We start from the raw sequence: 15,030 nt of genomic DNA, 5'->3' as shown, positions 1-15,030 counted from the left end.
GGCGTGATCCTCGCGGCCGCCAGGAAGACCCTGGCCAGGGACCCGCATGCGCGCGTCGAGGACATCGCCACGGCCGCCGGTGTGAGCCGCCGAAGCGTGTACGCCCGTTTCAAGACCCGCGAGGCACTCATCGGTGCGGTGATCGAGGCGATCACCGCCGAAGCCGTCGCCGAAATGGACGCCGCCGACCTGGACGAGGGCCCCGCCGCGGAAGCGCTGCTGCGCCTGCTCGACGCCGGCTGGCGCACACTTCTGCGCTACCCCCGGCTGCTCGCCCACACCGCCGCCCCGACCTGCGCCGGCGCCGGCGAGGGGCGTCACCACGCCGTGTCCGGCCACCTCGAGCGCGTACTGACCCGCGGCCGGCAGACCGGCGAGTTCGCCGGTGATCTCGACACCTCCTGGCTGGCCGGCGCCGTCATCTCCCTCGGCCACGCCGCCGCACACGCGGTGAGCGCCGGCACGATGCCACTCACCGACGCCACCGCCGCACTTGCCCGAAGCGTCCTGCGCGTCTGCGGCGTCAACGCCGGCGTGATCACGAAACTGGTCGACGTCATGGACGTGAACCGGCCGTAGGGCATGGGCGATCCGCCGGCGAGGCGGCCGCACGGCCACGTGGCGGGGGCGTGCGGCCGTGGATGTTCTCCGCGTGGCGAAGGCCCGGGCACCAAGCCGGCCAGTGACCGGCCGGCGAGGCAGTCCTCGGGCTCGGCACGGCGGTCACCTGGTCCGTGCCCTTGGGAATTGCCACAACGCCGCACGCGGGTGGCCGGACGCCGGCTCGGCGACCTCGCGTCGCCGTACGCCCTACCGGCGCCGGCGCCGGCGCTGTCCGCCAGGTGCCCCCGTCGGCGCGGGAGGCGCGCGGTCACGCCGGGGCGTTCCAGGCGGTCGTGAGCCCGTCCAGCCACGCGGGCGGCAGCTCGGCTGCGTCCCACTCCTCGCGCAGCGCCTGCGGCGCGGCGACGAGCCGCTCCAGCACGGCGATGCTGGTGGCGGAGTGCAGAAGCGAGTACCGGCCGTGCACCGTGATGGTGCTGCCCGGTCCGAATGCCGCGAACAGCCGCTCCAGGCGGGTGTGGTGGACGGCGGCGAACCGCGTCAGCCGCCCGGCGTAGCCGGCCCGCTGCCGGCGGCCCATCGTGGCGAGGACGGCGGCGAGCACCTCTTCGGTCACCTCCGGATCCAGCTCCGAGACCGCGGTCAACGACAGGTACAGAGGGGTGAGTGCCACGCGCACCCGTTCCACCTCCATGCGCCCGGCCCGCGGTCCGACCCCGGCCCCGCCCGGCTGCCCGTCCGCGCCCACGGCCCGCAGCACGCTCTGCTCGGCAAGGGCGCCGAGCCTGTCCAGGAGGTCCCCGGCACCATCGAGCCGGCCCGAGGCGTACGCCCCTTCCTTGTCGCCCTGCGCGGTCCCGGCGCCGCTCAGCTCCTCGTACGCGCGAGCCAGCGCCCCGGCCTCGACGAGCCCGATCAGTTCCCGCGCGTCGTCCATGGCGACCCCCGCCCGCGCGAGAAGCTGCAGCAGTGTCGTCCTCGCGTTGTCGAGACTGACCTCGTCCGGCCACTGCCGTTGCTCGTCGGCCGCGCTCATCGGGTCCTCCTCATCGTGCGGGCAGTGCGGTGCGTGCAAGAAGATCGCTCCCTTCAACGGTCCAACGCCCGGCATCGGCCACTGTGCTCCCACCCAGCGGCGCAGCAAGAGGCACAGCAAGCAGGCCAGGGGCCGGCAGCACCCGGGAGGAAGCCTCGCAGCAAAACCAGCAGCCCCCAGACGGTGTCCTCGCACGGCGCCCGCACACGCACACCCCCTTCACGAAGGAATCCCTGACCACTGCGTACATCGCCTGCCCACAGCCATCCCCCGCGCAGCGCCGGATGCCCACCGTGGCGCGGCGTGCGTGGCGGTGTGAAGGATGCCGGCCCAGGCGAACGCGCCGCCGGGCCCGGATGTCCCCGCGGGGCAGAGGGAGCGCCGGGCGCGGGCGGCGGCCAGGTCCTCGGCGTTCGGCATGGCCGCCGCCGGGACCGACCCGCTAGGGGCAAGGTCACGGCCGCCTCAACGGCAGACCCTGATAGCCGTGACCACGACACCGCCCCGTTCACCCATGCACCTGTTTACCCTTTTACCTGTTTATGCCGGTTTTGTGGGTAGGGGGTGGGTAAACACCCCTCCTACGGAGGCCATCATGGCGTCAACCCACCGCGCACCCATCGAAGAGCACCCCGACCTGATGGAACTGCGCGCCCGGCACGACCGCGCCGTCACCACCCCACAGGCCCAGATGATCGAGGCCCTCGCCCTCATCACCGGCCTGTACCTGGCCGCATCCCCCTGGATAGCCGGCTTCAGCGGCTTCACCACCCTCGCCGTCACCAACCTCATCGCAGGCCTCGCCTACATGCTGCTCCTGGGCGGTCTCGGCAACTCCTACGAGCGCACGCACTCCATGGCCTGGGCCGCGGCCGCCATCGGCGTCTGGACCTGCATCGCCCCCTGGGTCGTCGCCGGCGACGTCGCCCACACCCGCTCCATCACCAGCAACCTCATCACCGGCGCCATCGCCACCCTCCTCGCCCTCGGCGCCGCCTCCGCCGCCCGGGACCGCACCCGCAGCCCTCGCGGCCGCTCCGGCGTACGAGAGCGCCGCACCATGCCCGGCGACCGCTGACACCGGCGCACCCGCGCCGCCGCCGGGCGCGCTGCCTCTCCCGGCCGTCCGAGCATGCCACCAGCGGCCGGGCGTCCTTGCCGCCGGGCTTCCCTGCCCGGCCGCCCTTGCCGCCGGGCGTCCTTGCCCGGCCGTCAGAGCAACCGTCAGAGCAAGGCCGTCAGAGCAAGGCCGTCCTTGCCCGGCCGCCAGAGCGAGGCGGTCAGAGCAAGGCGGTCAGAGCGAGGCCGTCAGAGCGAGCACGAGCCCGCGGCCGTCCACCGGCCGGGCCGGGACACCGGCCTCCTTGCGGGCCTCGCAAAGCGGCGTACGGGGCCGGGCGGCGGCCCTCGCCGGCGACGACTGGTGCGGCAAGCAGCGGGCGCATCCGCCCAGCGGGCTCTTCGCGGTGTCCCTCACGAAGAGCCCGCACCACCGGTCCTGGCGTGCGGGAAAAGTACGGTCAGCCGTACGTCCCGCCAGGCGGGAGCAGCGAGGGGCCCCACGCTGCGGATGCCCGCCAGGCGGGAGGCAGCCCCGGCCGGCGGGTGTCCTCACTCTTTGGCAGCTCTCTGGCAGCTCTTCACCTCACCCACCGCCACCGCCCCACGACCTGGAGACGCCGCCGCATGAACCGAACAGCACCAGCCCACGGGTGACGGCGGAAGGCGGGGAGGCCGACGACACGGCCCAGTTCGGCCGGCGCACAGTCCGCCGGCGCCCAGTCCGCCGGCGGGGCCCGTCCGGCGCCGGGATGCCGCCGTCCTGTTCGAAGGAGACGGCCCCGGACGCCGGCTCGTAGGGGCCAGAGGAGTCTGGGCATGCGCCGTTTCGCATTCGGCTCCACACTGAATGCTGTGGCCTGGCCGCCGCACGGACACCCCAGAGACCGAAGCCGCGGGGCAGGGAAACGCCCGCTTTCCCGCACGTTTTTCCCGCCGCCTCTCCCGCCGCCTGCGGCGGGAGCCGGTCCGGGAGTCCGACAGCCGGTCCCCCTGGGAGGTGCTGTGGCCCTCATAGCTCTGTGCGTGCCCGTGCTGATGATGGGACTGACGCTCGCCCTGGGGATGCTCGAGGACTTCGTCTTTCCCCGCCCGCCGTCCCTCCCGGAAGACACGGAGCGTCCTGAGGCCGCGGCCGCTGCCCACGAGCCGGGATCTTCAGCCGCAGGAATCGCCGAACCCTGACACCTTCACAGCATCGTTCAAGGCACCTTCACAGCATCGTTCACTGGACAGATGCGGAATGCTCACCGGATGCCTGGCCGAAGTCCGCGGCCGGCGGGTTGAGTCCGAGGGCGTCCTTGCGTGTGTCGACGTCGTCGAGGCGCTGGATGAGTTCTCCGACGCGCGGCCGCGTGGTGGCGTGCGGGCCGAGCCCGCCCCGTGCGCGCAGCAGTTCACCGTAGATCGCCCCGTACGCTCCGCAGAGCTTGATGGATTCCTCGCTGCGGTCGTACAGGCCGCTCGCGTAGGGCGCGGCGATGGCCACCGCGGCGAGGCACGACAGCGTGGACACCACGATCTGGGCAGTCAGACGGGAACCGTCGGCGATCAGCGGCCCGGCCAGCAGGCCGGTGATGACGCTGAGCGCGGCCGCGGCGATGTGGTACAGGCGGGCCCTGTGCAGCAGATGAACCGCTTCTTCCGGGGCTCTTTTCACCCAGTACCGAGCACGTGCGGCGGCGGCGTCGAGCCGGCGCACCGCCGCGCCGTCGATATGCGGTGTCCCAGCAGGTTCACCGGCAGGACCGTTCAGTCCTCTGACCAACGTCAACAACACTCCCATGGCACTCCCGCACTCGTCCGGTAGTGCTCCACAGTGACGCCGGCCGATCGTACTTTCCCCCGCGACGCGCCGTTTTCGCGCGACCGGACCTTATAGTCCGCCAATCAGCTGTATGCCCGCGTCTCTTTGCGATCACCACGGGGCGGGCGCATAGTATGAACGAGCCCAGCCGGGTGTTTTCCGGGGAAGGAAAAACACCCTGCGCCGGAGCCCCGGCCCGATTACGGCGGGCCGGGGTTCCAGCATGGGCGGGCCTGTCACACCATCTTGCGGTGACTTTCTTTTCTGCCGGTCGCTGCCGCCGTCTCAGTCGATGACGCGGAAGCTGCTCGTGGGAGTACCGACGATTCCGAAGCTGGTGCCGTCAGGACCGACCGTGGCCAGCGGAGAGCCGTTGTCGCAGTTGTCGCCGGAGAAGAACTGGACCGTCTCGTCGCTGTTGTTGGTGATGTTGAAGCTCGGGCCGGTACGGACCACCGCGACACACGCACCCGGGTCGTCCGAGTACGTCCGCTCGTTGATCTGAATGTCGTCGTCGTCGTGCTTGTTGCGCCCGTGGTGGTCGCCGTAGCCGTCCTTGTCGTAGCCGTCCTTGTCGTGCCGGTCCTTCTTGCGCCCGTCCTTCTTGTGGTCGTCGTTCCAGTCGCTGTCGCCGCCCAGGGGAGCCGAGGCAGGGACAACATCACGGACGGACGGCGCGGCCTCGGGCGAGGAGGCGGAGGCGTAGGTCACGCCGGTGACAGTCACGGCCGCGGCCGCCACAGACGCGGCGATCAGAGCGACAGTACGAGTCTGCATTTCAGTTCTCCTTCTTGCAGGTAAATCGGCTCAGCTGCCGATCTGTCCACGAACTTACTGAGAGAAATTTCCGGCGGCACTCCGAAGATCACTAACGTGTGACGCGCAGCGGCCAACCGGACGCACACGAAGACGCCCGGAAAGCACCCCCGTCTTTCTGAGACACCGTCAAATCGCTGACGGTTCAGGATGCTTGAAAAGCGGCTTAGACCAGAGGCGTGAATGAACCGGCCGCCTTCACCCCGCCGGAACAACGAGGCGGCGTGTCGGCCATTGACACCCCCTCAGAACCACTCCTGACCGCATGTCAAGAACCAAAGCCATTCCCGCAGCGCCCGTCGGCGTGTCCCAGGCCCGCACGGGCAGCGGCCAGCTGCGAACCGGCCGCAGCACCTCCAGGGCCCGCACGGGGCTACGGCCGGCTCCCGCGCGAGCGAACCGGCCCCAGCACGTCCGGGGCTCGTGCGGGGCTACGGTCGGCTGCGGCCGGCTGCGGCGCGAGCGAACCGGCCGCGCTGACCTGCGGCGGATGCGCTGTCAGACGCAAAGGGGCCGGGCCGGGACAGCGAGGCGCGCTCCAGGCAGCCCCCGCCGCCGCGCGCTGCCGGCGCCCCGGGCACACCGGCCGCCGGCAGCGCGCGTCCTGTCGCACAGGAGAGCCCGATCCGGCGTCAGCGGCCGCCAGCGGCACGGGCGCCGGCCTCGCCGGCCAGCCCGGGACAGGCCCGGCCCAGCGCCGGCCGGCAGCCCGGTGCGGCACAGCCGCAGCATGAAGGAGCCGGCTTCCCGCAGTGCGCAAGGCCCGGCACGCAACCGCGGCCCCCCGGGTCCGCATGAGGCGGCCGCCCTGCGAGCTTGCGTCCGATCACGCACACCCTGCCCCCGGGATGGCCCCGCAGCCGGGCAACACCCTTGCAGCCGCCAGGCGCGTACGAAAAAAAGGGAGCGGGCCGCGTCCTTGCCGTGCGGGACACCGAGCACGGGCCCGGGCCTGCCCAGCGCGGCGCGGCGCGCACCAGCGGGCGTGCGCACGCACGCCCCGAGCCCTTGCCGGCTCACCGCGCACACGGCCCGTCTTTACAGGCCGGTACGGGCGGCCTGTAAAGACGGGCCCTCAGTTACAGGCCGGCTCCCGGTGCGGACAGCCTGCGCACACAGGCCGTCGATCAGGCCGGCTCCCGGTGCGGGCGCCCTGCGCACACGGGCCGTCAGTTGCAGGCCGGCTCTTGGTGCGGGCGGCGGCAAAGGGTGCGCTGTCGCGCTGTCCGGGAGAGGGGAACAGGGCCCTGACCCTCGCGCGCGCCTGGGGCACCCTCGCATAGCGGCGCTCCCGCACGGCGCCGGCCACACCCTCGACATCCACCGCGGCCTTCCACGTACACCGGCCCTTCGGCCAACGCCGCGCCGCGGGTCGTTGCGGCAGGGCCACCCTTCAGGGAAGAAACGGGGGCAGGGTCACGGCAGAACTACCGCATCCGGGCAACACCTTGACTCCCCCGGCCCCAAGACCGGCAAAGACAGCACCCCGGACACACCACGGGCACCGCCCGCACCCCCGCAGGCGCGCAGGCGGGCAGGCGGGCAGGCGGGCAGGCGGGCAGGCGGGCAGGCGGCGGGCATGCAGACGGGCTCGCGGGCGGGCTCGCGGGCGGGCTCGCGGGCGGGCGGGCTCGCGGGCGGGCGGGCTCGCGCCGCGCCGGAGCGGTCACTGGGGATGGGGACGCAGGTGCGCGCCGGCCGCGGCCAGGGCCACTCGCGCCGCCCGTTCGACCAGCGAGATCCCGCTTTCCATCGACGGGTTGCCGCCGCTGAGGACCGAGATGAGATACCGGCGCCCGTGCACCGCGACCTGGCCGACGCTGTTGATGACCCACAGACCGGTCGTGCTCCGCTGCAGCCAGCCGTTCTTGAGGGCCCATCGGGAACCCCTGGAACCGGCCGCGGACACCCCCCAGTCCTGGCCCTGCGCGATCTCCCCCATCAGGCCCCGGATGTAGGCACGCGAGGCCTGGTTCAGCCCGTCATCACGGGAACGGGCGGAGGCCACCGGCTGGCCGAAGACCGCGCGCAACAGCCTGACCTGATCCGTCGCCGTGGTCCGGGTCAGGCCCCACCTCACCCCGGGGCCGCCCTGCGTCGAGGAAAGCCCCAGCCGCTGGTTCGCCGCGTCCAGACCCTCCGCCTTACCGATCGCCCGCCACAGCACGTTCGCCGCCTCGTTGTCGCTCGCCGTGATCATCGCCTCGGCACTGCGCCGCTCCGCGACGCTCAGCTCACGGCCCTCGTCCTGCGCCTGCAGCAGCAGCGCCGCGAGAACATTCACCTTGATGATGCTCGCCGTCTCGAACGTCGCGTCCTGCCCGTACGACGCGATCTGCTGACCGGCACTGTCCAGGTCGAGCACCGCCACCGCCAGCCGCGTCTCACCGTCCGGCACAAGCGGCCCCAGCCCCCGCGCAAGAGCCGCATCCAGCTTCCCACCCACCGCCACCCCCGGCCGCGGCTCACCCCGGCGTAGCGGCCTGAACGCCCGCGGAACAGCCACCTCCACCTTCCCGCGCACCCGCGCCGCAGGCGGCCCCCCGGCCCGCGCACCCACCCGCGCCGACGCCACCCGCGCCGGCGCCGCCCGCGCCTCATCGGGCACGCCAGTAGCCGAACAAGCAGCCAGCGACGCCACCACCGCGGTAGCGGTACAAGCGGCACAGAGCCTCAGTGCGTACGCGCGAACGCCGCGCCTCGTGCGCGTCCGGTTCCGTCCATCGGGCATGGCGGGGCGGGCCTCGGTATTCCTGAGGAGAGACAACAAGTAATCGGAAACTATGACAATCAGGATGCGAGGGTGGTGATCGACACCCCCACACGCGTGTCGCTTCCCCAGCAGCCCAGAACAACCTCACGGGCCGGCAGCCACCGCAACTGCCTCACGGGCGGGCGGCCACCGCCTTGACCAACCGGTAGCAGGACCGCTCCGATGCAGGACCGCTCCGAAACCGGCCCAACCAACAAGCCCACCAGACGGCAGAGATGACAAGCGCCCGCCGGCTCACGCACAAGACCGGCCTGCCCACAGACAACAAACGTTCACCGTTTCGGATATCCCCGCCAGGCGGCCCTCAGCCGAACAGCCACACTCACAGGCGCGGGAACAGCGCACACACCAGATGACACGACCTGCCAGGCAACCAGCCACCGGCCGGAGCACAACAAGGCCGGCCAGACCATCAGCCGGGAACCCGGCCCAGGCCCGGACCCAGGCACGGAAACGGCCCCGGGAGCGGAAGCAGGAACCGGCCCGGAAGGAGGAACCGGCACGGGGCCGGGCCCGGGAGAGAGGGCCCGGACCCGGCAGCAGGACCGGGAACGGGCACGGGCCGAGGCGCGGGAGCAGGAACGGGCGCGGACCCGGGCGCGGAAGCGGGACCGGGAGCGGGAGCGGGAGCGGGGGCAGGCCCGGCAGCGGAAGCAGGAGGGCGCGGACCCGAACCCGGGAGCAGGAGCAAGCCCGGCAGCGGGAGAGCGAGCAGGCCCAGGAGCGGGAGCAGGAGCAGGAACGGGCCCGGACCCGGGAGCAGGAGCGGGAGAGGGAGCGGCACCCGGGAGCAGGACGGGCCCGGGAGCAGGAGCAGGACGGGCCCGGCAGCGGGAGAGGGAGCGGCACCCGGGAGCGGGAGCGGGAGTGCACCGGCCGGCCGGCACGCTGTGGCGCACCAAGCCCGCCCGGCACACCTGTGCACGTGACCCGCCTGGTCGCCCGGCCTGCCGGCCGGGGGCTTGCCCGCCGGCCCGGCCACTGCCGAAACGGCCGGCCGCCCTGGGCGCCACCACCGGGCCAAAAGGGGGATGCGTGGCCAATCCACCGTCGAGATGAAACACGCCGCCGCGTACGAAGCCGCCGGCCGGAGCCGAAACAGCGCTCGGTAGCGCAGACGAACGCAGCCGCGCCTCAGGCCACCGGCCCCGCGCGCCTTCGCACCCGCCTCCACCAGCCCGGCGCCGCCCACCGCGAACTCCCCCACCCCCCACCGCTCCTGACCGGCCAAAACCTCTGCGCCACCCCCACGCCGAGAATCGCCCCGCCCGCCCGCGACGCGGGCACCCCGCCCGGCCCCCAAGCCACCCGCGCACTGCACGCCACGATCCACAACACCAAGATCACCACGACCCAGGCCCCCCGACCCCGCCCTCACCCCCGGACCTCACCCTCCACCACGGCGTCCAGGACGAACACAACCGTCCCGCACCCCCTCGCCCCAGCTACGGAAACCGGCCGCACCGGCGACAACGCCAGCCACACACACCGCCCACGTCACGGCCGATCCCCCCTCCCCCGGCCCCTCCCCCACAATCCGGCTCGACGGCGAACAGCACACCCACAAGCCGCCGGCGCTCACTGCGACGGAAGCCACACAGGCCACGAGGCACAGGGCACGGGGCACACCCGCACGGGGCACGGGGCACACCGGCACGGGGCCCACCGGAACGGGATCACCGGCACGGGGGCAGGACGCGCTGCCGATACCGACGCCCCTCCCGAAAACCGGTCACCGGGACCGGGACCGGCCACACAGACGCCCGGACAACGCCCACACACCCACAACCGACAACCGGCATCCGGCATCCGATGCCGGTCAACTGCGGCCCACAACCACAACCACAGCCACAGCCACAGCGGTCAACGAAGCCGAGCGCCGTCTCGGGCGCCGGCACCCTGCCAACCTGCCGGCCGGCGGGAGCGCTCCACGACCGACCGCCGGCAGTGACAGCACCGGCGACACACACCGCCACCCCTTCCAGGGCAGCGCGCACCTCTCACCGGAAAAGCCCGGCCCGCTACCCAGCCGCTGCCACCACACAACGCCCCGCGAGACATCGCCACGAAAAAACAACGGCCCGGCACCGGCACCGGCAACTCTCACCACAGCAAACACCGTTTTCGTGGCCGTAAACCTCACCGGCCGCCAATCAGCCGTATGCCCGCGTCCCTTTGCGATCACCACACGGCGGCCCCATAGTATGAAACGAGCCCAGCCGGGTGTTTCCCCGGAAGGAAACACCCGCGCGCCGGAGCCCCGGCCCGATTACGGCGGGCCGGGGCTCCAGATCACGCACCGGCGGAACTGCCACATCCCACCGTGACTTTCCTGCGAACCGAACGCTCAGTCCTCGTCGATGACGCGGAAGCTGCTCGTGGGAGTACCGACGATCCCGAAGCTCGAACCGTCAGGACCGACCGTGGCCAGCGGAGCGCCGTTGTCGCAGTCGCTGCCGGAGAAGAACTGGACCGTCTCGTCACTGTTGTTGGTGATGTTGAAGCTCGGGCCGGTACGGACCACCGCGACACACGCACCCGGGTCGTCCGAGTACGTCCGCTCGTTGATCTGGATGTCGTCGTCGTCGTGCTTGTTGCGCCCGTGGTGGTCGCCGTAGCCGTCCTTGTCGTAGCTGTCCTTGCCGTACCCGTCCTTACCGTGACCGTCCTTGCCGTGACCGTCCTTCTTACGCCCGTCCTTCTTGTGATCGTCACCCCAGTCACTGTCCCCACCCAGCGGAGCCGACACCGGCCGCACACCCGGCGCAGCCTCCGGCGAAGAAGCAGAGGCATAAGTCACACCAGTGACAGTCACCGCCGCGGCCGCCACAGACGCCGCGATCAAAGCGACAGTACGAGTCTGCATTTCAGTTCTCCCTCTTGCAGGTAAATCGGCTCAGCTGCCGATCTGCCCACGAACTTACTGACACACAAATCCACCGGCACTTCGAAGATCACGAACAGGTGACACACAACCGCCAACCGGACGCACACAAACACCCCCCACACCCCACCCCCACACCCCTGAAACACCGTCAAAAACCCCTAAAACCCAGCCCCCTTGACCACACCCCTTAGACCACAACGGTGAACCACCCACCCACCCCCACCCCACCCCAACAACCCACAAAAACCTCGTGTCGAACATTGACACCACCCCAAAACCACCCCCACCCCCACCACACCACCAACCCCCGGGACACAAACCCCCAGCCCACCCGCGCACACACCCCCCAGCCCACCCGGGCACGCAGCCCTTCCCACATCGCTGATGGCACCGGGTCAGCTCTCCCCCACCTCCATCCACCCACGCAGCTTCTCCGGACTACGAACCGCCCAGATCCGAGCGACACGACCGCCGGCAAGGCCGAACGCCGCCACCGTCACCGTGACACCGGCACGCTGGGCAACCAGCCCCGGCTGACCATTGACCGTTCGCTCCAGAAGCATCAACCCAGGGGCCTTGCCGGCAAAATGAACCAAGTACTCGGCGACCCGCCCACTACCCACGACCGGACGCAGCACAGCACCGACCAAACCACCACCATCAGCAACCATCGCGGCCTCGGGATCGAGGAGACTCTTTGAAAACGGCCAGAGCTGCTTCTCTCTTCACTCGTTCCGGTTTTGAACGACGTGGTGAGGGTGGGGAGCAAGAGCATGTTGTACTGGTAGAGATCGTTATTCGGCCGGCCTGTATCCGTCGTCCGCGATCTCGGTTCCGTCACGCTTCGTAGCGGTCAAGCAGGGAAATGGGAAACCCAGTCGCCGTTGATCAAGGTTCCTGAAAGCCTGACAGGTATGACCCCGGATCCCGTCGGCCAGGCTCGACGTCTCGTATGTGACCGTTTCCCCGATGCGCTCGCCGTGATCCTTGCCGGGTCGACGGCTGCGGGGCGAGCCACTGCCAGCAGTGACCTGGACATCGCGGTGCTCATCGGGGACGGTGGCGAGACCTGCCGGGAGACGATCCGGTTCGAGGGACGTGTCGTGGAACTCTTCATCCACACTCGTGCCGGTCTCGTGGATCTCTTCGCTGCGGGCGTTGCCGCACGTCGTGCGGTGCTGCAGAGCATGTATGCCGCCGGTCTCGTCCTGGTCGATACGGATGGGGAGGCTGGACGCGCCCGCGCCCTGGCCGAAGCTGACCTCCGCAAAGGTCCGCCAGCGCTGGAACCGGAGACGGTCGAAACGAAGAGATATGGGCTGACGGACGCGCTGGACGATCTCGCCGACACGGGCGACCACGTCGAGCGCCTGGCGGTGGCCGGGTTCGTTCTCAACGCCGCGGCCGATCTGCTCTGCAACTACCACCACGCGTGGATCGGCGGCGGGAAGTGGCTGCCACGGCGTCTTCTGGAGGCGGACGCAGAGCGTGGGGCCGCCCTGCTCGAAGGGCACCTGCACCTCTGCAAGTCGGGAGATCCGGAACTCATGATCGACGCGACAACAGGGATCCTCAACCTGGTCGGCGGGCCTCTTCGTGAGGGCTATCGCAGGACCTGGCACGGTGTTATCGACTCGCTTGCTGCGACGCCTCCGCGACCTCCTTCGGGCCTGCGGCGACCTGAGTAGTGCCGTGCCTGAGAACAGCCCCCATAGGATTGCCCTCAATCGGGTCGTTTTCGGCTTACCTGGTGACACATTTGAGTGGTCGCCGACCGTCAGGTCGGCGACCACTGGGGATCGGTGACGGTCAGACGGTGTTGTCGGCGTAGTAGACGCGGAGCATGCCGTCGATGTCGTTGACGATGGTCGAGATGCTGATGCTGTCGATCCAGAGGTGCCGGACGTGAGCGCTCTGGCAGATGCTGTCGGGGTGTTCGACGGTTACGGCGAAGACGAAGACTCGGGTGATCTTCCCGTGGTCGTGGATGTGGTCGTTGTGGCCGAGGTATCGCTCGACCTCGGCGGATGAGAAGCCGAAGTGCTCGGCCAGGACGCGGTGCATGCCCGTGATCAGGGTTTCGCCGACCCAGACGCTGCCGGCGGGCAGTTCCCAGGCGGGCGGGGTGTCGAAGTCGGGGGCGGCGGCCTCGATGAGGAGGAACCTCCCGTTGTACTCGATCAGTGCCGCGGCGGCCAGGTCGGTGATGCCCTCGCTGCGGGTTCGCGTGACCAGCTCGCCGAGCTGGCCGTTGTTCACGAGGCTGATCACGGAGTCCTCCGCAGCGGGATGACGTCCGGGCTGTGGACCGGCATGGATGGGCGGGCGGCTTCGGGGGTTGCCAGCAGGGCGACGATGGTGGCGGGCTGCTGGCAGTGGGGGCAGTTCCGTGTCGCGGCGGGCTCCAACGGGTCGCGTTCGGCAGTCACTTGGCGGGACGCTCCGGGTCGGTGGGCGGGTTTGGGTGGCGGTGGTGGTTCAGGAAGGGGAGGCAGCGGCGCAGGCGGCGTTTCGTCGAGGCGGCGGGCTCGTTCCTCGTCGCGGACCTGGCCGCGGGGGCGGTCGGCGTCGCGGCGGCAGGTGGGAGAGCAGTAGACCTGCCGGATGGTGCGGGCGGCTTCGAAGGCGCCGTCGCAGGAGGGGCAGGCGCGTTCTTCCAGGGCGTCTTTGCTGGTGCGGGCCGTGTTGCGGCACTCGGCCGAGCAATAGATGGGGAGACCAACTGAGCAGGTTTGGTGAGACCCCTGAGCACGGTGGGGACTTTCAAGGCTCTGACCGCGCTTGCATGAATGCCCAGGTCAGTGCCCTGCATGCAGGATCGTTTCGCTGCGGCATTTCCTACTCATGGACCTCTGCGCGACCAAGGATGTGCATTTCCCGGTCTCGAAGTCGAGTTGAAGCGGCTGATCGTGGAACCGCAGCCCGTAGTCCTGGAGGCGACAGCGTGCAGTCGGCGGCCGCGGTGTCCGGACTGCGGAGACCGGGGACGTGGGGTCCATTCCACCTACTGGCGCGGAATCGCAGAACTGCCCCTGGCTGGAAAAAGTCGTTGGTACGGCTTCGGGTTCGGCGGTTCTTCTGCGAGCAGAACCGATGCGAGCGCCGGACCTTCGTCGAGCAGGTGGAGGGTCTGAGTGAACGCCGTCGGCGGTCCAGCGTCCGGTTGAAGCGGTGGCTGCGGTCGATAGCGACGGAGCTCGGCGGCCGGGCCGGCGAGCGTCTGTGCCGCAAGTTCAGTCTCGCGGCCGGTCGGACCAGCCTGCTGAAACTCCTGGAGGCTCCGGACGTGCCCGAACGCGCGCCGAGGGTGCTCGGCGTCGACGATTTCGCGTTCCGGCGCGGGCGCCGCTACGGGACGATCCTGATCGACGTGGAGACTGCCCATGTCGTGGACGTGCTGCCCGACCGCACTTCGGAGACCCTCGCCACCTGGCTGACCGCGCACCCCGGCGCAGAGATCATCTGCCGCGACCGCGCGAGCGCCTACACGAAGGCCGCCAAGGAGGCCGCCCCGGAAGCCCTGGAGATCGCGGACCGCTGGCATCTGCTCCAGAACCTGTCCGCCGCGGTGGAGAAGACCTGCCATCAGCACCGGCCCTGCCTGAGGAAGCACGCAGAACGGGTGAGCGAGCGCCCGATTCAGATGCCGCTGCTGGACGCACTGCCGACCACGCGCATCGTCCAGCGCGTCCTGCACCACCACGCCGAAGTCACACGCATGGTCGCCGCCGGCTACCCACTGAGCGACATCGCCCGCCGTCTCAACCTGGACCGCAAGACGGTCCGCCGCTACCGCGACACCAGCCTGAACCAACTACTCGACAGCGCCCGCGACCGCCGCCCCGAGCAACTGGATACCTTCAAGCTGTACCTGCAGCAGCAGTTCGCCGCAGGTGTCACCTGCGGACGGACACTCTTCCAGCAGATCCGCGAGCGCGGATTCTGTGGCGGCTACTCAACACTCACCGCCTACCTAAGGCCTGTCCCGTAACTAATTTTGGTACGAGAGTGGTCGGCTGAGATCGGATCCTGGGTCCCACCCTTTGGAAGAGGCGCCGACCTCGGTTCACCCCTGTGACCGCACGACA

At 70.3% G+C, this 15,030-nt stretch carries 12 protein-coding genes and 1 pseudogene; 5 read left to right on the top strand and 8 right to left on the bottom strand.

The window, feature by feature from the left end; all coding sequences use genetic code 11:
• Nucleotides 1–3: 3 nt before the first annotated feature.
• Nucleotides 4–579 (top strand): TetR/AcrR family transcriptional regulator, encoded by a 576-nt coding sequence (locus ACZ7J0_RS31300; RefSeq protein ID WP_470893151.1) that lies wholly within the window; start codon nucleotides 4–6, stop codon nucleotides 577–579.
• Between the two features lie 292 nt (nucleotides 580–871).
• On the opposite strand, the gene ACZ7J0_RS31295 is transcribed toward ACZ7J0_RS31300, so the two are convergent.
• Nucleotides 872–1,600: a hypothetical protein gene (locus ACZ7J0_RS31295; protein WP_470893051.1), complete on the bottom strand. Its 729-nt coding sequence runs from the start codon at nucleotides 1,598–1,600 to the stop codon at nucleotides 872–874.
• Nucleotides 1,601–2,195: 595 nt separating this feature from the next.
• On the opposite strand from ACZ7J0_RS31295, the gene ACZ7J0_RS31290 reads away from it, so the two are divergent.
• Both ACZ7J0_RS31290 and ACZ7J0_RS31285 read left to right on the top strand, forming a co-directional pair.
• Nucleotides 2,196–2,678: an SPW repeat protein gene (locus ACZ7J0_RS31290; protein ID WP_470893049.1), complete on the top strand. Its 483-nt coding sequence runs from the start codon at nucleotides 2,196–2,198 to the stop codon at nucleotides 2,676–2,678.
• Nucleotides 2,679–3,664: 986 nt separating this feature from the next.
• Nucleotides 3,665–3,844 carry a hypothetical protein gene (locus ACZ7J0_RS31285; protein WP_470893047.1) on the top strand — a complete coding sequence of 60 codons (180 nt, stop codon included), beginning with the start codon at nucleotides 3,665–3,667 and terminating at the stop codon, nucleotides 3,842–3,844.
• Nucleotides 3,845–3,884: 40 nt separating this feature from the next.
• Here ACZ7J0_RS31285 and ACZ7J0_RS31280 read toward each other — a convergent pair whose 3' ends face one another.
• The 5 genes and pseudogenes from ACZ7J0_RS31280 to ACZ7J0_RS31260 form a co-directional block, all read right to left on the bottom strand.
• A complete protein-coding gene (locus ACZ7J0_RS31280; RefSeq protein WP_470893149.1) occupies nucleotides 3,885–4,439 on the bottom strand; it encodes a hypothetical protein in 555 nt (184 codons plus the stop codon).
• A gap of 312 nt (nucleotides 4,440–4,751) precedes the next feature.
• Nucleotides 4,752–5,243 (bottom strand): hypothetical protein, encoded by a 492-nt coding sequence (locus ACZ7J0_RS31275; RefSeq protein WP_470893045.1) that lies wholly within the window; start codon nucleotides 5,241–5,243, stop codon nucleotides 4,752–4,754.
• Between the two features lie 1,705 nt (nucleotides 5,244–6,948).
• Entirely contained in the window at nucleotides 6,949–7,680 is a 732-nt protein-coding gene (locus ACZ7J0_RS31270; RefSeq protein ID WP_470893043.1) for a serine hydrolase, read from the bottom strand.
• A gap of 2,722 nt (nucleotides 7,681–10,402) precedes the next feature.
• A complete protein-coding gene (locus ACZ7J0_RS31265) occupies nucleotides 10,403–10,804 on the bottom strand; it encodes a hypothetical protein (RefSeq protein ID WP_470893041.1) in 402 nt (133 codons plus the stop codon).
• Between the two features lie 533 nt (nucleotides 10,805–11,337).
• A pseudogene (locus ACZ7J0_RS31260) lies at nucleotides 11,338–11,634 on the bottom strand (RNA polymerase subunit sigma-24); the annotation flags it as partial.
• Between the two features lie 222 nt (nucleotides 11,635–11,856).
• Between ACZ7J0_RS31260 and ACZ7J0_RS31255 the strand changes: the two are divergent.
• Entirely contained in the window at nucleotides 11,857–12,630 is a 774-nt protein-coding gene (locus tag ACZ7J0_RS31255; RefSeq protein ID WP_470893039.1) for a nucleotidyltransferase domain-containing protein, read from the top strand.
• A 121-nt stretch (nucleotides 12,631–12,751) separates the two neighbouring features.
• On the opposite strand, the gene ACZ7J0_RS31250 is transcribed toward ACZ7J0_RS31255, so the two are convergent.
• A complete protein-coding gene (locus ACZ7J0_RS31250; RefSeq protein WP_470893037.1) occupies nucleotides 12,752–13,213 on the bottom strand; it encodes an NUDIX hydrolase in 462 nt (153 codons plus the stop codon).
• Nucleotides 13,210–13,371, bottom strand: coding sequence for a hypothetical protein (locus tag ACZ7J0_RS31245; RefSeq protein ID WP_470893035.1), 162 nt, complete (start codon nucleotides 13,369–13,371; stop codon nucleotides 13,210–13,212). Before ACZ7J0_RS31245 ends, ACZ7J0_RS31250 begins: the two co-directional genes overlap by 4 nt.
• A gap of 692 nt (nucleotides 13,372–14,063) precedes the next feature.
• On the opposite strand from ACZ7J0_RS31245, the gene ACZ7J0_RS31240 reads away from it, so the two are divergent.
• The gene (locus ACZ7J0_RS31240; protein WP_470893033.1) at nucleotides 14,064–14,933 is read left to right on the top strand and encodes an ISL3 family transposase; all 870 of its coding nucleotides are present in this window, start codon (nucleotides 14,064–14,066) and stop codon (nucleotides 14,931–14,933) included.
• The last annotated feature ends 97 nt before the right edge of the window (nucleotides 14,934–15,030 follow it).

The organism is Streptomyces sp. NPDC038280, from assembly GCF_055600045.1.
The sequence above is the reverse complement of the archived record's forward strand: the minus strand, read 5'-3'. Positions and strand labels throughout refer to the sequence as shown.